The 21,246-nt window shown below is 67.7% G+C and carries 15 protein-coding genes; 4 read left to right on the forward strand and 11 right to left on the reverse strand.

The features are described from left to right. Nucleotides 1-47 precede the first annotated feature (47 nt). Both Q0P60_RS02855 and Q0P60_RS02860 read left to right on the forward strand, forming a co-directional pair. Entirely contained in the window at nt 48-824 is a 777-nt protein-coding gene (locus tag Q0P60_RS02855) for a HipA family kinase (protein WP_294988035.1), read from the forward strand. Then, nucleotides 802-1,203: a DUF3037 domain-containing protein gene (locus Q0P60_RS02860; RefSeq protein ID WP_294988037.1), complete on the forward strand. Its 402-nt coding sequence runs from the start codon at nt 802-804 to the stop codon at nt 1,201-1,203. The genes Q0P60_RS02855 and Q0P60_RS02860 overlap by 23 nt, the downstream gene beginning before the upstream one ends. Nucleotides 1,204-1,238: 35 nt before the next feature. Here the strand turns inward: Q0P60_RS02860 and Q0P60_RS02865 are convergent, their stop codons facing one another. Then, nucleotides 1,239-1,748, reverse strand: a complete 510-nt coding sequence (locus Q0P60_RS02865) for a DUF4952 domain-containing protein (protein ID WP_294988039.1) — start codon at nt 1,746-1,748, stop codon at nt 1,239-1,241. Between the two features lie 51 nt (nt 1,749-1,799). Then, the gene (locus Q0P60_RS02870; protein WP_294988041.1) at nt 1,800-2,705 is read right to left on the reverse strand and encodes a LysR family transcriptional regulator; all 906 of its coding nucleotides are present in this window, start codon (nt 2,703-2,705) and stop codon (nt 1,800-1,802) included. A 117-nt stretch (nt 2,706-2,822) separates the two neighbouring features. On the opposite strand from Q0P60_RS02870, the gene Q0P60_RS02875 reads away from it, so the two are divergent. Then, nucleotides 2,823-3,812, forward strand: coding sequence for a zinc-dependent alcohol dehydrogenase family protein (locus tag Q0P60_RS02875; protein WP_294988043.1), 990 nt, complete (start codon nt 2,823-2,825; stop codon nt 3,810-3,812). Between the two features lie 49 nt (nt 3,813-3,861). Here Q0P60_RS02875 and Q0P60_RS02880 read toward each other — a convergent pair whose 3' ends face one another. The 7 genes from Q0P60_RS02880 to ligA form a co-directional block, all read right to left on the reverse strand. Further along, nucleotides 3,862-6,384: a membrane-bound PQQ-dependent dehydrogenase, glucose/quinate/shikimate family gene (locus tag Q0P60_RS02880; RefSeq protein WP_294988045.1), complete on the reverse strand. Its 2,523-nt coding sequence runs from the start codon at nt 6,382-6,384 to the stop codon at nt 3,862-3,864. A gap of 130 nt (nt 6,385-6,514) precedes the next feature. After that, nucleotides 6,515-9,235, reverse strand: a complete 2,721-nt coding sequence (gene gyrA / locus Q0P60_RS02885) for a DNA gyrase subunit A (RefSeq protein WP_294988047.1) — start codon at nt 9,233-9,235, stop codon at nt 6,515-6,517. A gap of 296 nt (nt 9,236-9,531) precedes the next feature. Continuing rightward, the gene (gene mtnA, locus Q0P60_RS02890) at nt 9,532-10,596 is read right to left on the reverse strand and encodes an S-methyl-5-thioribose-1-phosphate isomerase (RefSeq protein WP_294988049.1); all 1,065 of its coding nucleotides are present in this window, start codon (nt 10,594-10,596) and stop codon (nt 9,532-9,534) included. Nucleotides 10,597-10,643: 47 nt separating this feature from the next. Then, a complete protein-coding gene (locus Q0P60_RS02895) occupies nt 10,644-11,372 on the reverse strand; it encodes a DUF3011 domain-containing protein (RefSeq protein ID WP_294988050.1) in 729 nt (242 codons plus the stop codon). A 138-nt stretch (nt 11,373-11,510) separates the two neighbouring features. Continuing rightward, nucleotides 11,511-12,467, reverse strand: a complete 957-nt coding sequence (gene epmA, locus Q0P60_RS02900) for an EF-P lysine aminoacylase EpmA (protein ID WP_294988052.1) — start codon at nt 12,465-12,467, stop codon at nt 11,511-11,513. Next, entirely contained in the window at nt 12,464-12,949 is a 486-nt protein-coding gene (locus Q0P60_RS02905; RefSeq protein ID WP_294988054.1) for a GNAT family N-acetyltransferase, read from the reverse strand. Before Q0P60_RS02905 ends, epmA begins: the two co-directional genes overlap by 4 nt. Nucleotides 12,950-12,998: 49 nt before the next feature. Then, the gene (gene ligA / locus Q0P60_RS02910) at nt 12,999-15,470 is read right to left on the reverse strand and encodes an NAD-dependent DNA ligase LigA (RefSeq protein ID WP_294988489.1); all 2,472 of its coding nucleotides are present in this window, start codon (nt 15,468-15,470) and stop codon (nt 12,999-13,001) included. Nucleotides 15,471-15,609: 139 nt separating this feature from the next. Here ligA and Q0P60_RS02915 point away from each other — a divergent pair, with 139 nt between their 5' ends. After that, nucleotides 15,610-16,734, forward strand: coding sequence for a pyridoxal phosphate-dependent aminotransferase (locus Q0P60_RS02915; protein ID WP_294988056.1), 1,125 nt, complete (start codon nt 15,610-15,612; stop codon nt 16,732-16,734). Between the two features lie 112 nt (nt 16,735-16,846). Here the strand turns inward: Q0P60_RS02915 and zipA are convergent, their stop codons facing one another. Continuing rightward, nucleotides 16,847-17,587: a cell division protein ZipA gene (zipA, locus tag Q0P60_RS02920; protein WP_294988058.1), complete on the reverse strand. Its 741-nt coding sequence runs from the start codon at nt 17,585-17,587 to the stop codon at nt 16,847-16,849. Nucleotides 17,588-17,633: 46 nt separating this feature from the next. Further along, nucleotides 17,634-21,137, reverse strand: a complete 3,504-nt coding sequence (gene smc, locus Q0P60_RS02925) for a chromosome segregation protein SMC (protein ID WP_294988060.1) — start codon at nt 21,135-21,137, stop codon at nt 17,634-17,636. Between the last annotated feature and the right edge of the window lie 109 nt (nt 21,138-21,246).

Below are 21,246 nucleotides of genomic sequence, written 5' to 3' on the forward strand. Positions count from 1 at the left end.
CACACGCCTGCCTCGTCGGCGCCCACCGCAGGCACTAGAATGCGCCCATGCGTACCGTACATGCCCTCCGCTACATCACCCCCCTGCGGGAAGGTGGTTCCCTGCCGGCCGTGGTCGAGACCGACGACGACGGCATGGCCGTGCTGAAGTTCCGTGGCGCCGGCCAGGGTCCGAAGGCACTGATTGCCGAGCTGATTGCCGGTGAAATGGCGCGCACGCTGGGCCTGCCGATCCCGGAAATCCTGTTCGTCGAGCTGGACCGCGAGTTCGCCCGCACTGAGCCGGACCCGGAGATCCAGGAGCTGATCCGCGCCAGCGAGGGCCTGAATCTGGGCCTGGACTACCTGCCCGGCGCGATCAACTACGACCCGGCAGCGATGCCGGTGGACGCCGATCTGGCCTCGCGCATCGTCTGGTTCGATGCGTTCACCAGCAACGTCGATCGCACCACGCGCAATCCCAACCTGATGGTGTGGCATCGCAGGCTGTACCTGATCGATCACGGCGCGGCGATGTACTTCCACCACGATTGGGCCAACGCCGGTGACGCCTGCGAGAAGCCCTTCGTGCTGATCCGCGATCATGTACTGCTGTCGTTCGCCAGCCGTATCGCCGAGGTGGATGCCGGACTGGCCGCACGCCTGACCGATGCCGAGATCGAGCGCATCGTCGGCCTGGTGCCGGACAGCTGGCTGGTCAACGAGCCGGCGTTCGACAGCCCGCAGGCCTACCGCCAGGGGTACATCGACTATCTCAAGCATCGCCTGAACGTGCGTGCGGTGTTCGTGCAGGAGGCCATCCGTGCCCACGCTGCACACGTATGACTACGCCGTCATCCGCGTGGTACCGCGGGTGGAACGCGAGGAATTCATCAACGTCGGGGTGATCGTATCCTGTCCCGGTGCGCGTCATCTGGAAGCCGCCATCGAGATCGATCCGGCGCGCCTGCAGGCGTTTGCCCCGGCACTGGACCAGGAGGCATTGCAGCCCTGGCTGGATGCGATCGTGGCGATCTGCCGTGGTGATGCCAGCGCCGGGCCGATCGCGCAGCTGCCAGCGCGCGCGCGCTTCCATTTCCTCACTGCCAAGCGCAGCTCGGTCGTGCAGATGTCGAGCACGCATGTCGGCCGTACTGCCAATCCCGCGGGTGTGGTGGAACATCTGATGACGAAGATGGTGCGGGTGCCGGTGGCGACCGGGTAGAAACGACCTGGAATCAGCCTCCCGTAGCATCCGCGCTAGGGACTCTGCCGAAACACCTCGACCGTCACGTTGAAGGCATCGATCCGATGCCATTCGTTGCGTTCGTACGGCAACGACTCCACGCCCATGCCGATCTGGTACCTCGGCGCCTGCGGACCTTCGCGCCAGGAGTAAGGGGCGCCGTTGCTCCAGCCACAGCAGACATAGCGGAGTGCAGGCATGCCGAAGGTCGCGCGCAGATAGGCTTCGACCTGTGCGGCCTGCGCACCGGCGACCCGATAGCGGGCCTGCACAGGCCGGATGTAGGACGCGTCGTCCTTGCTGCAGCCCACATACTCCAGCCCCGCAGGCTTCCTGTGCATTGCCTGCAGGAAGTCCTGGCATCCACTGTCAGGCCGCGCCAGGCCGTCCGCACGCCCGTGCAGCTCCCACTCGGCCAGCGCCTGCGCTGGATCTCCGGACGCCCGCAATCCGCTGCTGAACAGCAGGGCCGGCAGCATCAGGGGCAGGAAGCGAGCGACACGGTGCGGCCATGCAAGCGACATGAGGGTGCGATCCTTCGCGGGGGATGGAAACCAGATTAACCGATGGCTGCGCTAGCGACGGGCCATCGTCTGCTCACTGAAGCGCGCCACGCAGAAGTCCAGGAAACTGCGCAGCTTGGGCGTCAACTGGCGGTCGCGCGGGTACAGCAGGTTGATCCAGGTCGACACCGGCTCGTACGCGGGCAGCACCTCCACCAGCTCGCCGCGGGCCAGTGCCGCCGCCAGCATTTCGTAGGGCTGCAGGATCAGGCCGAGCCCGCCCACGGCCGCGGTCAGCAACGGTTCGGCCTGGTTGACCATGAACCGGCTGGACACCGGCACGGTCAGCACGCTGCCGTCGAGATCGAGAAAGCTCCAGCGCGTGCGGATGATCGAATGGGCGAATCCCAGGCACTCGTGCCGGCTCAGGTCGGTCGGATGGGCAATGACCGGACGCGCGGCCAGATACGCCGGTGACGCGCACAGCACCAGCGGATACCGCCCCAGCCGCCGCGCCACCAGGCCACTGTCGGCCAGGTCACCGGTACGGAACACCAGGTCGTAGCCCTCTTCAACGATATCCACCAGGCTGTTGGACAGGTTCAGGTCGACCTGCACGTCCGGGTACTGCTGCATGTAGGCCACCACCGCCGGCCCCAACGCGTGCACGCCGAAGGTGACCGGCGCGCTGATGCGCAGGCGCCCCATCGGCCGTCCGCGCGCCACTTCGGCCAGTTGCTCGGCGCCCTCCACTTCTTCCAGGATCACCCGCGCCCGCGCCAGGTAGGCCTGGCCGAAGTCGGTCAGGCTCTGCTTGCGCGTGGTGCGGTTGAGCAGGCGCACGCCCAGGTGTTGCTCGAGCGCCTGGATGTGCTTGCCGGCCACCTGCGGCGACAGGTCCAGGGCCTCGGCAGCGGCGGCGAACGAGCCGACCTCGGCCACTTTTGCGAAGGTCCGCAGGGGAGCGATCAGGTCCATTGCAAACACTATTTATCCAATGAAACGCCAGATTACCCCTTATTCTGGGTGCAGAGTACGCGCACAGTAGCGCTCACCTTTTCGCCGGCCCCTGCCGGCCTCTGCTTGGAGCCCCCCATGAGCCAGGTTGTCCGCATTCACGAGTATGGCAACGCCGATGTACTCCGCATCGACGAAATCGACGTCCCCGCCCCCGCCGCCGACGAGGTCCAGATCCGGGTCAAGGCGATCGGCCTGAACCGCGCCGAGGTGATGTTCCGCAATGGCGCCTACCTGCAGGAAGCGCAGTTCCCCAGCCGCCTGGGCTATGAAGCGGCCGGCGTGGTCGAAGCGGTCGGCAGCGCGGTGAGCGGCTTTGCTGCAGGCGATGCGGTCAGCGTGGTGCCGCCGCTGGATATCGCGCGCTGGGGCACCTACGGCGAACTCGCCAACGTGCCGGCACGACTGGTGGTCAGGCACCCGCAGGCGCTGGGCTTCGAGAAGGCCGCTGCGGTGTGGATGCAGTACGTCACCGCCTGGGGCGCGCTGCTGGAGCAGGCACATCTGTCCGCCGGGGATTTCGTCATCATCACCGCCGCCAGCAGCAGTGTCGGCCTGGCCGCGATCCAGATCGCCAATGCGGTGGGTGCCACGCCGATCGCGGTGACCCGTGGCCCGGGCAAGCGCCAGGCCCTGCTTGAGGCCGGTGCCGCCCACGTCATCGCTACCCAGGAACAGGATCTGGCCGCCGAAGTCGCGCGCATCACCGCCGGTGCCGGCGCCCGCGTGGTGTTCGATCCGATCGGCGGCCCGCAGTTCGTGCCGCTGACCGACGCCATGGCCCGTGGCGGCATCCTGCTGGAGTACGGCGCACTGAGCAGCGAACCCACTCCGTTCCCGCTGTTCAATGTATTGGGCAAGTCGCTGACGCTGAAGGGCTACCTGTACTCGGAGATCGTCTCCGACGATGCCGCGCTGGCCCGCGCCAAGGCCTTCATCGTCGACGGCCTGGACAAGGGCACGCTGGTACCGCAGATCGCCAAGGTGTTCCCGTTCGCGCAGATCCAGGACGCACATCGGTACCTGGAATCGAACGAGCAGATCGGCAAGGTGGTGGTGACGGTGTAAGCCAACGTCGCGCAACGGGGGCGGCCTGCCGCCGCCATTGCCAGTGCGGCTACCTGGGCAACGCAAACGCCATCACGTAATCGCCCTTCGGGGTCTCCATGAAGTGGTGGCCGCCGGCCATGATCACCACGTACTGGCGGCCCCCCTGCTCATACACCATCGGGTTGGCCTGGCCGCCTGCCGGCAACGCCGTGTGCCAGAGCTCCTTGCCGGTTTTCAGATCGATCGCACGCAGCAGGTCATCGGTGGCGGCGGCGATGAAGACCAGGCCACTGGCGGTCACCACCGAGCCGCCATTGTTCGGCGTGCCGATCTCGATCGGCAGGCCGGAGCGGATGCCGAACGGTCCATTGCCACGCGCGCTGCCGAACGGGCGGTCCCACAGCAGCTTGCCGGTGCGCAGGTCGATGGCGCGGATGCCGCCATAGGGCGGCTGCTTGCACAGCAGGCCGGTGAACGGCAGCCGCCAGCCGGCGTTGACCTGGATCGCATACGGTGTTCCCACCTGCGGATCGCCCGCGCCTTCGGCACCGCCCTTGTCGAACCGGACCATCTCGCGCGGCAGCCAGCCCAGCCGGTCGGCCTCGGCGCGCGGCACCAGCCGGTTGTAGTTGGGCATGTCGTTGTAGTTGGCCACGATCACGCCGCGGCGGGTGTCGATGGAGACACTGCCCCAGTCCGAGCCACCGTTGTAGCCGGGATACTCGATGGAATGGCGGTCACTGCTCGGCGGCGTGTAGAAGCCCTGGTAATAGGCCTTGCGGAACTGGATGCGGCAGACCAGCTGGTCGATCGGGGTCAGGCCCCACATGTCGCGCTCGGTCAGGTCGTGCTCGCGGCGCAGCGTGTGGTACAGCGAGAACAGCTGGGTGGGTGAGCGCTGCTCGGGCTCGACACCGCCGATGGGGACCTTACGCTCCTCGGCAGCACTCAGCAGCTGGCCATTGCGGCGGTCGAGGATGTAGAGGTCGCCCTGCTTGGTCGGCAGCAGGATGGCCGGCACCTTGCCGGCAGCGGTCGGGTAGTCGATCAGGCTGGCCTGCGAACCCAGGTCGTAGTCCCACACATCCTTGCGCACCGCCTGGAAATGCCAGGCAGGCTTGCCGGTGGCCACATCGATCGCCACCAGCGAAGTCGAATAACGGTTCTGGTTTTCCGTGCGCGAGCCGCTCCAGTAATCGCCCGCAGAATTGCCCAGCGGCAGGTAGACCAGCCCCAGCGCCTCATCAGCGGTGGCGGTGGTCCACATGTTGGGCGTGCCTCGCGTATAGGTCTGGTCGCGCGGCGGCAGGCCGCTGCGCTCGGGCTGGTCCATGTCCCACGCCCAGCGCAGCTTGCCGGTGATCGCATCGTAGGCCTGGATCACCCCGGAAGGCGCATCGCGGCGCTGCCCGTCCAGCACCTGGTGACCGGTGACGATCACCCCGCGCACGATCGCCGGCGGTGAGTTGATCGACACATAGCCGGGCGGCACCTCGCCCATGCCGAGGGTGATGTCGACCTGGCCGTTGTTGCCGAAATTGGCGCAGGGGCGGCCGCTGTCCGCATCCACTGCGATGATGCGGCCATCCAGGGTGCCCTCGATGATGCGCGCCGAGCAGGCCGGGCGGTTGCCCGCTGCGGCGCTGCGCGTGGGGCTTGGCGGCGGTTCGGGCAGCGCCAGGTCGGCGGCGACATCGGCCAGCGCCGCATCGGCCAGGGTCGGCGTGCTCGGCTGCTCGTAATAGCTCACGCCGCGGCAGGCCGCGGTGTACGGGATCGAGGCGTCCTTCACCTTCGGGTCGAACCGCCACAGCTCCTTGCCGCTGCCCGCATCGAGGGCGATCAGCCGGTTGCGTGCGGTGCACAGGTACAGCCGGTCGCCGATCTTCAGCGGCGTGGTTTCCGCCCCCCAGCGCTTGTTCGGCAGGTCACCGGTGCGGAACTGCCAGGCCAGCTGCAGCGAGGCGACGTTGGCCGGGGTGATCTGCTGCAGCGGTGAATAACGGGTACCGGCATTGCTGCGGCCCCAGGCCGGCCAGTCGGCCTCGGCCGGTTGCTCGGCCGGCTGCAGGCCGGTGGTGTCGCGGGTCGGCGCCAGCCCCGCACTCGCGGCCGCTTCGGGGAACGGCTGGTGCCCGTCCACCTCGCCGTGCGGCGCAAAGGCCAGGCCGAAGGCGGCCACGAACACCAGCATCAGTACGCCGGCGACGCTGCGCGATACGCGCCTGGAGACCGGTTGGTGCAGGGTCGGCGCCAGCAGCGCCAGCACGATGCCGAGTGCGGTCACCAGGCCCAGCCGCGGCACCCAGCGCCAGTAGTCGCTGCCCGACTCCCACCAGGTCCACAGCAGCGTGCCGAGGAACAGCAGCGCATACAGCAGCGCGCCACTGCGACGGTTGCCGAACAGCAGGATGCCGCTTGCCAGCAGGCCGAACCCCGCGATCGCGTAGTACACCGAGCCCCCCAGGCTGAGCAGCCACGCGCCGAGCCCGCCGATGACCAGGCCCAGCACGACCAGCAACAATGACAGCACGGTGACCAGCGGATGGCGGGGAGCGCGGGCGGAAGCGGACTGCGGCGTGGCGGACATCGTCGATCTCCGGGGCAGCTTGCGCCCTTATCCCACCGCCGACGTGAAGCGCGCGCGTATGTGCAACGTGCGGATACGACGACGCCGGCACATGGCCGGCGTCGTCGGGCAGCTCAGGCGCGCGCCAGGATCACTCCTGTGCGGCGTCCTCGCTGCCGGCAGCCGCCGGAGCGCCGTCGGTCGTGGTCGTGGCAGGGGCAGCCAATGCCACCTCGTCCTCGTCCTCGTCGATCGAGGCATCCATGCGCTCCACCGCCTGCAGCTTCTCGTCCTTGGACAGGCGGATCAGGGTCACGCCCTGGGTATTGCGGCCGACGCGGCTGATTTCCGAGCCACGCGTACGCACCAGGGTGCCGCCATCGGAGATCAGCAGGACTTCATCGCCGGACCCCATCAGCACCGCGGCGACCAGCTTGCCGTTGCGTTCGGTGGTCTGGATGCCGATCACGCCCTGCGTGCCACGGCCCTTGCGCGGGTAGTCCGGCAGCGGGGTGCGCTTGCCGTAGCCGTTCTCGGTGGCGGTCAGGATGTACTGCACGCTGGCGTCGTCGGCGCTGTCGATCACCGCATCGCCGTTGGCGACGGCTTCCTCGACGCCGTTGTCGTCCTCGTTCTCGTCCTCGATACCACCGGCACTCTCGGCCACGATCAGGCTGACCACTTCCTCGCCGGCCGGCATCTTGATGCCGCGCACGCCGGTGGCGGTACGGCCCATCGAGCGGACCTTGTCCTCACCGAAGCGCACGGTCTTGCCGTTGGAGGCGAACAGCAGGATGTCACGTTCACCATCGGTCAGGCCGACACCGACCAGGGCATCGCCCTCGTCGAGGTTGATCGCGATCTTGCCGCGGGCCAGGCGGAAGGCGAACTCGCCCAGCGGGGTCTTCTTGACCGTACCGTTCCTGGTGGCGAAGAACACGAACTGGCCATCGGCGTACTCACGCACCGGCAGCACGGCCTGCACGCGTTCGCCGGGCTCCAGCGGAATCCAGTTGATGATCGGACGGCCGCGGGCGTTGGAACCGGCTTCGGGCAGCTGGTAGACCGGCAGCCAGAACACCTTGCCCGAGCTGGTGAAGGTCAGCAGCGTGTCGTGCGTGTTGACCAGCCACAGCTGTTCGATGAAGTCCTCTTCCTTGGTCGCCGCCGCACTGCGGCCACGGCCACCACGGCGCTGCGCGCGATAGGCGCTGACCGGCTGGCGCTTGACGTAGCCGGCGTGCGACAGGGTGACCACCACGTCTTCCGGCGCGATCAGGTCGAGGATGTCGAGGTCTTCCTCGCTGTGGCGGATCTCGGTGCGGCGCTCGTCGCCATACTCGGCCTTGACGTTGACCAGTTCCTCGCGGATCACCTGCAGCAGGCGGTCGGGATCTTCCAGGATGTGGATCAGCCCGGCGATCACTTCCAGCAGCTGCTTGTACTCGTCGGTCAGGCGGTCCTGCTCCAGCCCGGTCAGGCGGTGCAGGCGCATTTCCAGGATCTGGGTCGCCTGGATCTCGGTCAGCTGGTAGCCGCCCTCGATCAGGCCCACGCCCTTGGGCAGGTCTTCCGGACGCGAGGCTTCGGCACCGGCGGCACCCAGCATCGCACCGACCAGGCCCGGCTCCCACACGCGGGCCAGCATGCGCTCGCGGGCTTCGTTCGGGTTCGGCGAGGTCTTGATCAGTTCGATCATCTCGTCGATGTTGGCCAGCGCAACGGTCAGGCCTTCCAGCACGTGGGCACGGGCGCGCGCCTTGCGCAGCTCGAACACGGTGCGACGGGTGACCACTTCGCGACGGTGGCGGACGAACGCCTCCAGCATCTGCTTGAGGTTCATCAACTGCGGGCGGCCATCGACCAGCGCCACCATGTTGATGCCGAACACCGATTCCATCTGCGTCTGCTGGTACAGGTTGTTCAGCACAACCTCGGCAGATTCACCGCGCTTGATCTCGATGTAGATGCGCATGCCGTCCTTGTCGGACTCATCGCGCAGCTCGCTGATGCCTTCGATCTTCTTTTCCTTGACCAGCTCGGCGATCTTCTCGATCAGACGCGCCTTGTTCACCTGGTAAGGAATTTCAGTGACGATGATCGATTCGCGGCCGTTGTCGGCCACTTCGATATCGGCCTTGGCACGGATGCGCACGCGGCCACGACCGGTGCGGTAGCCGGCGACGATGCCGGCCGTGCCATTGATGATGCCGGCGGTCGGGAAATCCGGGCCCGGGATGTACTCCATCAGGCCGTCGACGTCGATTTCCGGGTTGTCGATCAGCGCGATGCAGGCGTTGATCGACTCGCTCAGGTTGTGCGGCGGGATGTTGGTCGCCATGCCCACCGCGATACCGGCCGAACCGTTGACCAGCAGGTTCGGGAACCGGGTCGGCATGACCGTCGGCTCCAGTTCCTTTTCGTCGTAGTTGGGCTGGAAATCGACGGTTTCCTTGTCGATGTCCGCCATCAGCTCATGCGCCAGGCGCGACATGCGCGCCTCGGTGTATCGCATCGCCGCGGCGGAGTCGCCGTCGATCGAACCGAAGTTACCCTGGCCGTCGACCAGCATGTAGCGCAGCGAGAACGGCTGTGCCAGGCGCACCAGCGTGTCGTACACCGACTGATCGCCATGCGGATGGTACTTACCGATGACGTCACCGACGATACGCGCCGACTTGAAGTAGGGCTTGTTGCTGTGCGCGTTGAGCTCGTTCATCGCGTACAGCACGCGGCGATGCACCGGCTTGAGGCCGTCGCGCGCATCCGGGAGCGCGCGGCCCACGATCACGCTCATGGCGTAATCGAGGTAGCTCTTGCGCATCTCGTCTTCCAGGTTGACCTGGATGATTTCCTTGGCGGTTTCTGCCATTCGGGTTCCGTTGTCTGGTAGCGGTCCAGTCCGGCGCAGCCCTCTGCGGGAGGGGGTCGCGCCGGAACCTCGATTCAACCTGTGGATACTACCACAACGGGCCGTTCTCCGCCGCCCTTTACGGGGATTTTACCGGCACAAATCAGGAACTTAGGGGGTACAGCGGCCCCTGTGGAGCCGAGCCTGCGCTCGGCTGCGCCAAACCCGTAGATCCACGCCATGCGTGGATAGGCCGCACAAGGGGTCAGGGCCCTTTCCTGCGGAAAGGGATCCGACCCCGGCAGGAACTGCCGGCCTCAACCGCCGAAGGCGGCGCGCATGCTCTCGACGGTCGGATTCAGGATCACTCCGCGCTCGGTCACGATGGCGTCGATCAGTTCGCCCGGGGTCACGTCGAACACCGGGTTCCAGGCGGCAATGCCTTCGGCCACGGTGCGGGTGCCGCCCACGCCGTACAGCTCGCCCGGGTCGCGCTGCTCGATCTCGATCTGGCTGCCGTCCACGGTCTCCAAGTCCACGGTCGAGGACGGTGCCACCACCATGAACCTGACACCGTGGTGGCGGGCAGCGATGGCCAACTGGTAGGTGCCGATCTTGTTGGCGGTATCGCCGTTGGCGCAGATGCGGTCGGCACCGACGATCACCCACTGCACGGCCCCGGTCTTCATCAGGTGCGAAGCGGCCGAATCGGCGATCAGGGTCGCGTCGATGCCATCCTGCTGCAACTCCCACACGGTCAGGCGTGCGCCCTGCAGCCACGGCCGGGTCTCGCCGGCGAACACGCGGGCGATGCGATGCTGGGCCATGCCGGCACGGATCACGCCCAGTGCGGTACCGAAGCCGGCGGTGGCCAGCGAGCCGGTGTTGCAGTGGGTCAGCACGCCACTGCCGGTGTCGATCAGGCCGGCGCCCAGCGCGCCCATGTGGCGGTTGGCGGCCAGGTCTTCCTCGGCGATGGCCTGCGCCTCGGCCGCCAGCAACGTCTTCCAGTCGGCACCGGCCGCATTGAGGCAGCGGCGCATGCGCGCCAGTGCCCAGGCCAGATTGACCGCGGTCGGACGCGATGCGTTCAGGCGCTGCAACGCCGGTTCCAGCTGCTGCAGCGCGTGCGCGCCATCTGCCGCCTGCACGTCCCGCGCGGCCAGCACCACGCCCCAGGCCGCGGCAATGCCGATTGCCGGTGCGCCGCGCACGGTCAGCGCGTGGATGGCCGCGGCCACTTCATCACTGTCATGGCAGACCACATGCTCGACCACGAACGGCAGCTTGCGCTGGTCCAGCAATTGCAGGGCATCGCCGGTCCACAGGATCGGGCGGATGTGGTCGTAACGGGCGTAATCGATGTCGGAGGCAGTGTTCATGGGCCCATTGTAGGGCCAGGCCCTGCGTGGTTGGGGCCTGCCCGGGCTCAATTCACGGTGAATTCGGCGCGGCAACCACCGTCCACCCAGATTCCGTTTCGGCTCCAGCCCCAGGTGCTGCCTTCCTCGCACGGCGTGCTGGACAGCTGCTCGGAGACGACTGCACCGACCGAAATGCTGGCCCCGCAGAAACGACGCTTCTTCGACTTCGATTCGCAGGTCAGGCGGCGCGGCACATCGACGAAACGGCCATCATCGTCGGCCACCTCGAAATCTCCCTGGCAACCGCGGCTGGTCCAGACTTCATTGCGCTTGTAGCCCCAGCCCTGCCCTTCCCGGCAGGGCAGCGCGGACAGCTGCCGCAGCAGGCGTACCGGCGCACCATCCAGGCGCACCGGGCAGCTCTGCGGGCGTCCATTGGATTCGCAGCGCACCACGCGGCGGACCAGGCGCTTGCCCTCTGCGGCGACCGGGGCGGCGCCCGCAGCACGGCGTGCACGGAATTCGGCGCGGCAGCCCAGGGTGACCCACACGCCGCTGCGGTCGGTGCCCCATTCGCTGCCGCGGATGCAGCTGCTGTTGGACAGCTGGCGGACCAGGTCGATGCCGTTGCTGGTGTCGATGTCGCAGTGCACCCAGCCCATGTCGCGCGATTCGCAGGTCACCACTTCGCCGTCATAGCCCACCTGCTGGGCAGACGCCGACGACGGCAGCCACGCCCCCCACAACGCGATGGAGTAGACCGGTGCCGCGACGACCGCAAACCACTTGACCAAAGCCTTCCCCGACAGGAATGAATGAACTGCATGCCAGTGTCTGGCATCTGCCGTGATAAGAGCATCATCCTGCTTACCGAAGCAAGCGCGGAAACACGGCAATCCGTTCAGTCTTCGATGTTCAGGAACGCACGGAAATCAGGCCCGGGCAAAGTCATAGGCGAGCACATCGGCAATGCGCGGCGTGCGGTTCATCGCCATCAGCAGGCGGTCGACGCCCACCGCCACGCCGGCGCAGGCCGGCAGCGATGGCAATGCCGACAGCAACGCTTCGTCCAGCGCCGGCTGTACCTGGCCGCGCTCATGCCGGCGCTGCAGGTCGCGCTGGAAGCGTGCGCGCTGTTCCTGCGCATCGTTCAGTTCGTGATAGCCATTGGCCAGTTCCACCGGACCGAGGTACAGCTCGAAGCGCTCGGCCAACGGCGGCGTGCCGGGACGGATGCGGGCCAGCGCCGCCTGGCTTGCCGGCCAGTCGTGGACCACCGTCATCACCGCGTCATCGAAGTGCGGCTGGATGCGATGGGTCATCAGCAGGTCCAGCCAGTCGTCGCGGGTCAGCCCGACCGGATCGATGTGGACATCGCCCAGCGCGTCACGCAGTGCGGCCTCGTCGGCATCGAAGGGATCCACGCCGGCATGCTGCTGGAACAGCTCCCGGTAGCTGAGCACGCGCAGGGTCGCGCTGCGCCCGACCAGCGCCAGCGCCTGGCCGACCAGCTCAGCGGTTTCCTGCACCAGCTGGTGGTGGTCCCAGCCGACCCGGTACCACTCCAGCATGGTGAATTCCGGGTTGTGGCGGCCGCCCGCTTCGCCGTTGCGGAACACCCGCCCGAGTTCGTAGCAGTCCCCCACGCCCGCCGCCAGCAGGCGCTTGAGCGGATACTCCGGCGACGTGCGCAGCCAGCGGCGACGGCCGCCCGCATCGACATGGCCGGTGAAATCGGTATGGAAACTGTCGATGTTCGGTTCGGTATTGCCGGCCACCGACAGGATCGGCGTTTCCACTTCCAGCACGTCACGCTCGGCGAAGAAGCGGCGCAGCAGCGCATTGAGCGCGGCACGCTGCTGCAGCGTGCGCAGCAGAAGCGCGGTCACAGGATGCCTTCCGGACGCGGATGATCCAGCGGCAGGGTCAACAGGTCACGGGTGTCATCGATGTAACCGCTGGCCAGGTACAGGCGCCGGGCCAGTTCGTTGTGATGATTCACTTCCAGCCGCAGGCGACTGACACCTCGGCCACGGGCGCGCTGTTCGCAGATGGCCAGTGCCTGCTTGCCGCGGCCGCGGCCACGCGCACGGTGGCTCAGGTACAGCTCGTCCAGCAGCACGAAGTGGCCGCCCTGCTCCAGGCTGAAGCCCATCGCGATCACCGCATAGCCGGCCACCTCGCCTGCCTCGTCCAGCCACAACAGCACTTCGCCATTGCGTGGATCGGCCAGCAGCGCATCAACGCCTCGACGCACGCGTGCGTCGTCGAAGTCGATCCTGTCTTCGGCGTAGAACTCGCGCATCAACGCGATCAACACGTCCTCGTCGGCGCGGGTGGCCAGGCGGAAATCCAGCGGGGCGGTCTGCATCGGTGTTCCTTTGTGCTTCATGCCGGGCGCAACGCGCCCGGCGGGGTGTTCATTCGTGTTCGGCAAGATAGGCCAGCAGGCGGTCTTCGTCCCAGACCGGCACGCCCAGCGACTGCGCCTTGTCCAGCTTGGAGCCTGCTTCGGTACCGGCCACCACGAAACTGGTCTTCTTCGAAACGCTGCCGGAGACCTTGGCACCGAGGGCTTCCAGGCGCTCCTTGGCGGCATCGCGGGTGAGCTGGCCCAGGGTACCGGTCAGCACCACGGTCTGCCCGTCCAACGGGCCGGCCACAATCTCGGCCAACGCCGGCGCGCGGGCCAGGATCTGCTGCATCGCCTTCTCCGCAGCCAGCAGCATCGCGCCATGGCCTTCGGCCTCCAGCCATGCGGCGAGCCCCCTCGCCGTGTCGTCGGGCAGGCCGGCATTGACGAACTGGCCATGCTCGGCATCGAGCACCGCCTGCGCCCCCGGCAGCGCCGCCACCAGTTTTTCGGCACGCAGGCGGGTGATGCCGGGAATCTCCGATTCGACCAGCAGCTGCGCCAGGTCCAGGCCCTCGCGCAGCTTGGCACTGGGTGCATGTACATCGCTGATGCGCACCTGGCCGACCTGCAGCAGGTCGTCGATGGCCTGCTGGTTGCCCTGCTGCTCGAAGAAATGGCCGAGCGAGCGCGCCACTTCGCCGCCGATGTCCGGCACGCGCTTGAACAAGGGCCACGGCAGGTGACGGATCAGCTCCAGGTCTCCGAACCATTGCGCCAGCGCCTTGGCCGTACTTTCACCGACATGCTCGATGCCGAGCGCGAACAGCAGGCGCTCCAGCGAGGCGGCACGACTGGCGTCGATCGCCGCGATCAGGTTGTCCGCCCACTTGGTGGCGATCTTCCGCGTGTTCCACTCGAAGCTGGCCGGCTGCACCAGCGCCTGCGCGCGCCAGCCCGGATCGTTGCCATCCAGCCGGAGCACCGCATTGAGCACCGCGCCACTGCCTTCGGCAGGCAGGTGCAGCTTCAGCGCGGCAGCCAGCGCCGAAGGATCCTCGGCATCCAGCACCAGCTTCAGGTGCAGCAGCTGGTCACGGCTGAGCCGGTACAGGTCGGCCACGCTCCTGACGATGCCGGCATCGACCAGGGTCTCGATGTACTTGTCGCCCAGGCCGTCGATGTCCATCGCGCGGCGCGACGCGAAGTGGGCAATGGCCTCCTTGCGTTGTGCCGGGCAGGACAGTTCGCCGGAACAGCGCCACGCCGCGGCGCCTTCCTCGCGCACGATCTCCGAACCGCACACCGGGCAGCGCGTCGGCATCTGCCAGGGCGTGGTGCCCTGCGGGCGGCGGTCGAGGATGACGCTGACCACTTCCGGAATCACGTCACCGGCACGGCGCACGATCACGCTGTCGCCGACGCGCACATCGAGGCGCGCGATCTGGTCGGCATTGTGCAGGGTGGCATTGGAGACGATCACGCCGGCCACGGCGACCGGCGCCAGTCGCGCCACCGGCGTGGCGGCACCGGTGCGGCCGATCTGGATCTCGATCGCTTCCACCGTGGTGCTCTGTTCCTGCGCCGGGAACTTGTGTGCGATGGCCCAGCGCGGCGCGCGCGAGACGAAACCCATCGCCTGCTGGGCGGTACGATCATCCAGCTTGTAGACCACGCCATCGATGTCGAACGGCAGGCCGTCGCGGCGCTCGCCGATATCACGGTAGTAGCCGAGCAGGCCGTCGGTGCCTTCCACCACCCGGCACAGCTCGCTGACCGGAAAGCCCCAGGCGCCCAGCTGCGCCAGCGTGCCCGAATGGGTGTCGGGCAGTTCACCGCCCTGCACTTCGCCGGTGCCATAGGCGAAGAAGCTCAGCCTGCGCTGCGCACTGATCTTCGGATCAAGCTGGCGCAGCGAACCGGCCGCAGCGTTGCGCGGGTTGGCCAGCACCTTGCCGCCCTGCTGGCGCGCACGTTCGTTGTAGGCCTCGAAGTCGGCGCGGGCCATGTAGACCTCTCCGCGCACTTCCAGCACGTCCGGCCAATCCTTGCCGTGCAGGCGCTTGGGAATGTCGCCGATCTCACGCAGGTTGGCGGTCACATCCTCGCCAGTGCTGCCATCGCCGCGGGTCGCCCCCAACACGAAATGCCCGTCTTCGTAGCGCAGACTGATCGCCAGGCCATCCATCTTCGGTTCGGCCGAGAATCGCAGGCTGCGACGCCCGAGTCGCTCATCGATGCGGCGCACGAAATCGGCCACTTCCTCATCGCTGAACGCATTGGACAGCGACAGCATCGGCACCGCATGGCGCACCTCGGCGAAACGGCCGGACGGACGCGCGCCGACCTGCTGGGTCGGGCTGTCGGCACGGGCCAGTTCCGGATGCTCGCGCTCCAGCGCTTCCAGTTCGCGCACCATCCGGTCGTAGTCGACGTCGGGGATCTCCGGCGCGTCCAGCTCGTGGTAGGCGCGGTTGGCCTGGGCGATCTGCCGGCGGAGGTCTTCGGCGCGTTCGGCGGGGCTGGGGCTCATCGGGATCCGGTGGTTCTGGGATGGCCAGGGATTCTACCGCGCCGGGACGTCAGGCCCTGTGTCGCAGGCACCTCTGCAGAAGGCGGGCTTGCCGCCTGCCGCCACCGGCGCTAGCGTGCGACGGCTCACTCCCGGAATCCCGCCCGTGCCCCTGCCCGCCTCGCGTCGACGCTTCCTGCAACTGGCCGGTGCCGGCCTCGCCCTCGCCGGCAGCGGCCTGCCGCGTCCGGCCCACGCCCAGCCTGCTGCGGCCGCAGCGCCCGCGCCTGCCGAAGGCGCGGTGCGGCTGAACTACAACGAATGCCCGTACGGCCCCTCGCCCGCTGCCCAGCAGGCAGCGCGTGACAGCATCGCCGGCAGCGGCCGTTACCGCTTCGAACTGGCTGGCCAGGTGCGCGACGCCTTCCTTGAGCAGGTGCGCATTCCGGCCGACCACATGCGCCTCTACCCCGGCTCCAGCGAACCGCTGAGCCGCGCTGCCATCGTCTGGACCGGCCCGCAGGCCGGCCTGGTGGTGGCCGACCCGACCTTCGAGACGCTGGGCGAAGTGGCTGCCGCGCGCGGCGCACGGGTACAGAAGGTGCCGTTGCGTGGCGATGGCGCGCATGACCTGCGCGCGATGGCCGCTGCCGCACACGCGTACCCGACCGGCCTGCTGTACGTGTGCAATCCAAACAATCCGACCGGCTCGATCAGCCCGCCGGACGAGCTGGCCTGGCTGCTGGAGCACAAGCCTGCCAGTACCCGTGTGCTGGTCGACGAAGCCTATCTGCAGTACAGCGGGCAGCCGAGCCTGATCACGCAGGTGGCACAGCGCGACGACCTGATCGTGCTGCGCACGTTTTCCAAGCTGTACGGCATGGCCGGCCTGCGCCTGGGTGTAGCCGCAGCGCATCCCGACCGCCTGCACGAGCTGGCCAGCCTCGGCGACAACCCGCTGCCGGTACCCGCTCTGGCAGCGGCGCTGGCCAGCCTTCACGATCCGCAGCTGGTGGCGCAGCGGCAACTGCAGAACGCGAGGACGCGCCAGGCCACCATCGCCTGGCTGGGCAAGCGCGGTTTCAGCTGCGTGCCGTCAGAGGCGAACTGCTTCATGGTCGACGTCCAGCGCGACGGCAGCGCATTTGCCAAGGCGATGGCCGACAACGGCGTCCTGATCGGGCGCAGCTGGCCGATCTGGCCGCAGCGCGTGCGCGTTACCGTCGGTACCGAGGAAGAGATGGAAGCGTTCCGCCGCGCGTTCGCCAAGGTCGCCGGCGTCCCTGCCTGACCCCCATCCACGCATGGCGTGGATCTACTGGGGGGTGTTGATCCATCGGGTGGGTATGCTGATCCACCAGGTGGGTGCCGACCGTGGGTCGGCACATCATGACCCGCCGTACTTACCAGCGCGGGGTCTTGGTCAGCGGCGGCGCCTGGTGCTGGCGGTCATAGGCACGCAGCTCATCGCGGATGTGCGCGATGCGCTGCCGCCCAAGGGCGTTGCGGCTGTCATCCAGCACCACGCCGTCGAGCAGCTCGGCCATGCGCTGCACGGTCGGCAGCATCTTCTCCCATGCATCCAGCGCGGTCAGCGGCGCCGGCAGGGTCAGGAAGAACGCGATGGCCGGGGTCTCCATGGCACGGATGTTGGCCATGTCGAAGCTGCCCGGCTTCATGATGCTGGCCATCGAGAAGATCGGACCACGCTCCGGGTGGCCCTCCACCAGGCGGTGGAACACGTTCATGTGGCCGAACACCAGGCCGGTCTTCTCCGCGGCCACCACGATGTCCTCACCCCGCAGCTGCTCGCCGGCACGGGCGGCCACGAACAACGAGACGATCTTGTCGAAGTCCTGGGTGGCGCGCTTGCCGAGGTCGCTGGCCGCACCGGGGTCGGCGTCAGCCAGGCCCAGTTCGGCCTGCTCGCCCTCCGTGCCCATGCCCGGTTCGACGCGGCCATCGGCCACGGCCACGCCGTCTTCGCCCAGCACCGGCTCGCGACGCTCGCCGCTGCCCGGTTCCGCGCTGTCCACGCGGCGCCCCTGGGGCTTCTTCTTCGGACGGCCAAACAGGAAGATCGCGGCGATCAACAGCAGGCCGGCGGCCAGGATGCCGATGCGCAACAGTGCCGTGTCGGACATTCGATAGGTTCTCCGGCTAGTTCATTCAGGTAACTAGGATGGCACGTCAGGCCGCGCCCGCCAATCGCGCGGCCTCTTCCAGGTCCACGCTCACCAGGCGGCTGACCCCCGGCTCGCGCATGGTTACGCCCGACAGCTGGTGCGCGGCCTCCATCGTCGCCTTGTTGTGGCTGACGAACAGGAACTGCACCTTCTCGCTCATTTCCTTGACCATGTTGGCCAGGCGGCCGACGTTGGCTTCGTCCAGCGGCGCGTCCACCTCGTCCAGCAGGCAGAACGGTGCGGGGTTCAGCTGGAAGATGGCGAACACCAGCGCCACCGCGGTCATCGCCTTCTCGCCACCGGACAGCAGCGAAATGCTGGACACGCGCTTGCCCGGCGGGCGCGCCATGATCGTCACGCCGGTATCGAGCAGGTCTTCACCGGTCAGCTCCAGGTAGGCATGGCCGCCGCCGAACAGGCGCGGATACAGCGCCTGCACACCGGCGTTGACGCGGTCGAAGGTGTCCTTGAAGCGACCACGGGTCTCGCGATCGATCTTGCGGATGGCGTCTTCCAGGGTCTCCAGCGCCGTGGTCAGGTCCACATGCTGCGCGTCGAGGTAGTCCGACCGCTGTGAGGCTTCGCCGTACTCGTGGATGGCGGCCAGGTTGACCGGCTCCAGGCGGCGCATGCGGCCGTCAATCTGGTGCACGGCCTGCTCCCAGTCACCCAGGCGGGCATCTTCGGGCAGTGCGTTGAGCACGTCCTGCAGCACGAAACCGGCCTTTTCCACCGCGCCCTGCAGGGTGTCGGCACTGAGCACCAGGGCCTGCTGGTCCAGCTTGCGCTGCGAAATGCGCTCTCGCTGGGCCAGGGCCTGTTCGTCGCGCTGGTGGCGGGTCTGTTCGTAGTTGCGCAGCTCGGCGTCGATGCCATCCAGCAAGGTACGCGCCTCGGTCAGCACCCGGTCGGCGCGCACGCGCTCTTCCAGCGCATTCTGGTGCTCGGCCTGCAGCGATTCGACCGGCGAGTCGCCCTCATCCAGCTGCGAATGCAGTTCGCCCAGGCGCGAATCCAGCTGCCCGCGCTGGGTTCCCATGCGCTCCAGCGCCTGGCTCAGCGAAGCCAGCTGCGCACGTTGCGATTCCAGGGTCAGGGCCAGCGAATGCGAACGCTCGCGTACCGCGCGTGCGGCGTCGCGGGCCAGGTCCCGGGCTTCGGTCAGCTGGCGGCGTTCACCTTCCAGGCGCTGCCGGGTCGATTCCAGGTCGCCCATGCTGCTGACCGCGTTTTCCAGCCGCGAGCGCGCTTCGCGGGCCTGCTCGTTGTTGGCCTCCAGCGTTTCCTGCAGCTGCTTGAGCTCGCCTTCTATACGGTCGATGCGGGTGCGCGCGGCCTCCACCTTGCCCTGCTGGCCCTGCAGCTGGCCCGCCAGCTCGGAGACCGCACGATGCGCCTGGTACAGCGTGCGCTGTGCATCTTCGCGCTGCTGCTCAGCCGCCAGCAGCTGCTCGCGGAAGCCGGAAAGCTGCTCTTCCAGCTCGGCTTCGCGGTCCTGCAGCTGCTCGATCTGCTCGCGCAGTTCATTGATCTCACGCTCGCGCAGCAGCGCTCCCTGCTGGGCGGCACCGGAACGCGACACGCGCAGCCAGCCCTGGCCCAGGCGTTCGCCGCCCTGGGTGATGATCGAATCACCCTCGGGCAGGCCGGCCTGCAGCGCCTTCGCCTCCGCCAGGTCCTTGGCGCCGTGCAGGTGCGCCAGCAGGCGACGGATCGCGGCCGGCCCGCGCACACGCGCCGCCAGCGAGGTCGGTGCGACCTTCAGTTGCGCCGTCTCGTCGGCAACCAGCGCGATATGGCCCTCGCCGAGTTCGCCGAGTGCATCGACCAGACGCGCCGGATCATCGACCAGCACGCCTTCGATCAGCTGGCCGAGCGCGCTTTCCACCGCGTTCTCCCAGCCAGCGTCGACGTCCAGGCGCTCGCCCACGCGCGCCGACGAATCCAGCCCATGCGCCTTCAGCCACGCCACCGCCGCACCCTGCTCCTGGCCGAGCGCGGCCTGCTGCAGGGTTTCCAGCGAGGCCAGGCGACCCCGCAGGCCATTGGCCTGCTTGCGCAGTTCGGCCAGTTCGTTCTGCCCATTGCGCTGCTGCTCCTGCACCGCCGCCACGCCCTGCTTGCGCAGCTCGACGTCTTCGCTCAATTCATCCAGCGCGGTCTTCTGCGTGTCGTGCTGCAGGTGCAGCTGCTCGAAGGCTTCTTCCAGCGCGTCCACGTCCAGTCCGGCGCGCTCGGCCGCCAGCGCTTCACGGCGACGGTCGGCGTCGAGGATCTGCTTGTCCAGATAGTCCACGCGCGTACGCTCGACGTCGCCGGCGCGCGAGGCCTCCGAACTCTGCGAAGTGTGCTGTTCCCAGCGCTGCTGCCAGCTGGCCAGCCGGTCTTCGGCCTCACGCAGGCTTTCCTGCTTGATCTCGTTCTCTTCCTGCAGCTCCTCCAGCTGCGGGGTGGCAGCCTCCACCGCCTCGCGCAGCACCATCAGCTTGGCTTCGTCGCCGCTGATGTGCTGGCCCAGTTCGGCCAGCGCCTGGCGGGTCTCGTCGCGCGCCTTGTGCAGACGCTGCGACAGCTCGCGCTGGTGCTGGATCTGCTGCTCCAGGCGGGCCAGCGTGCTGCCAACCTGGTAGACCGCGGCCTGCGCGGTATTGAGGGCATCGGCGGCCTCTTCGCGGCGCACGCGCGAGGTCTCGATGCGGGCCTCGGCATCACGCTGATCGGCGATCAGCTGCTGCAGCTTCGTCTCTTCCTGCGACAGCCCTTCGCGCAGCTTCGACAGGCGGCCGTCCAGCCCGCGGAACTCCAGCGCTTTCCACTCCGCATCCTTGACCCGGCGCTCTTCCTGCAGGGCCTGGTACTGCTCGGCCTGCCTGGCCTGGCGCTTGAGGTGTTCGAGCTGCTTGCTGATCTCGTCGCGCAGATCGCCCAGCCGGTCCAGGTTCTCGCGGGTATGGCGGATGCGGGTCTCGGTTTCCTTGCGCCGCTCCTTGTACTTGGAGATGCCGGCCGCCTCTTCCAGGTACACGCGCAGGTCTTCCGGGCGCGCCTCGATGATCTGGCTGATCATGCCCTGCTCGATGATCGAGTAGCTGCGCGGGCCGAGGCCGGTGCCGAGGAACAGGTCGGTGATGTCGCGGCGACGGCACTTGGTGCCGTTGAGGTAGTAGTTGCTGGTGCCGTCGCGGCTGACCGTGCGCTTGACCGAGATTTCGTTGAACGAGGCGTACTCGCCCGAAATCGTATGGTCGGAGTTGTCGAAGATCAGCTCGACGGTGGCCTGCGAGACCGGCTTGCGGGCGTTGGAGCCGGAGAAGATCACGTCGGTCAGCGAGTCGCCGCGCAGGCGGCTGGCCGAACTCTCACCCATGACCCAGCGCACGGCGTCGATGATGTTCGACTTTCCGCAGCCATTGGGGCCCACCACGCCGGTCATGTTGGTCGGCAGGTGCAGGGTGGTCGGATCGACGAACGACTTGAAGCCGGACAGCTTGATCGTGGAAAGACGCATAGGGGTTCCGGACTGGGGCCGGCAAGCGGCCTGCGTTTACCCTCCAAGTCATTGATCCTGCTGGGATCGATGGCCGTGGAACGGGTGTGACGCCCTGAGTATACCGATG

It is taken from the genome of uncultured Stenotrophomonas sp., assembly GCF_945952405.1.
GTDB lineage: Bacteria > Pseudomonadota > Gammaproteobacteria > Xanthomonadales > Xanthomonadaceae > Stenotrophomonas.

What these genes read in the sequence shown, in the direction of transcription:
- Q0P60_RS02870 (WP_294988041.1), bottom strand. Translation starts at nt 2,705, where the DNA reads ATGGACCTGATCGCTCCCCTGCGGACCTTCGCAAAAGTGGCCGAGGTC.
- mtnA (WP_294988049.1), bottom strand. Translation starts at nt 10,596, where the DNA reads ATGAACACTGCCTCCGACATCGATTACGCCCGTTACGACCACATCCGC.
- Q0P60_RS02880 (WP_294988045.1), bottom strand. Translation starts at nt 6,384, where the DNA reads ATGTCCGCCACGCCGCAGTCCGCTTCCGCCCGCGCTCCCCGCCATCCG.
- Q0P60_RS02865 (WP_294988039.1), bottom strand. Translation starts at nt 1,748, where the DNA reads ATGTCGCTTGCATGGCCGCACCGTGTCGCTCGCTTCCTGCCCCTGATG.
- smc (WP_294988060.1), bottom strand. Translation starts at nt 21,137, where the DNA reads ATGCGTCTTTCCACGATCAAGCTGTCCGGCTTCAAGTCGTTCGTCGAT.
- gyrA (WP_294988047.1), bottom strand. Translation starts at nt 9,235, where the DNA reads ATGGCAGAAACCGCCAAGGAAATCATCCAGGTCAACCTGGAAGACGAG.
- Q0P60_RS02875 (WP_294988043.1), top strand. Translation starts at nt 2,823, where the DNA reads ATGAGCCAGGTTGTCCGCATTCACGAGTATGGCAACGCCGATGTACTC.
- Q0P60_RS02855 (WP_294988035.1), top strand. Translation starts at nt 48, where the DNA reads ATGCGTACCGTACATGCCCTCCGCTACATCACCCCCCTGCGGGAAGGT.
- Q0P60_RS02905 (WP_294988054.1), bottom strand. Translation starts at nt 12,949, where the DNA reads ATGCAGACCGCCCCGCTGGATTTCCGCCTGGCCACCCGCGCCGACGAG.
- zipA (WP_294988058.1), bottom strand. Translation starts at nt 17,587, where the DNA reads ATGTCCGACACGGCACTGTTGCGCATCGGCATCCTGGCCGCCGGCCTG.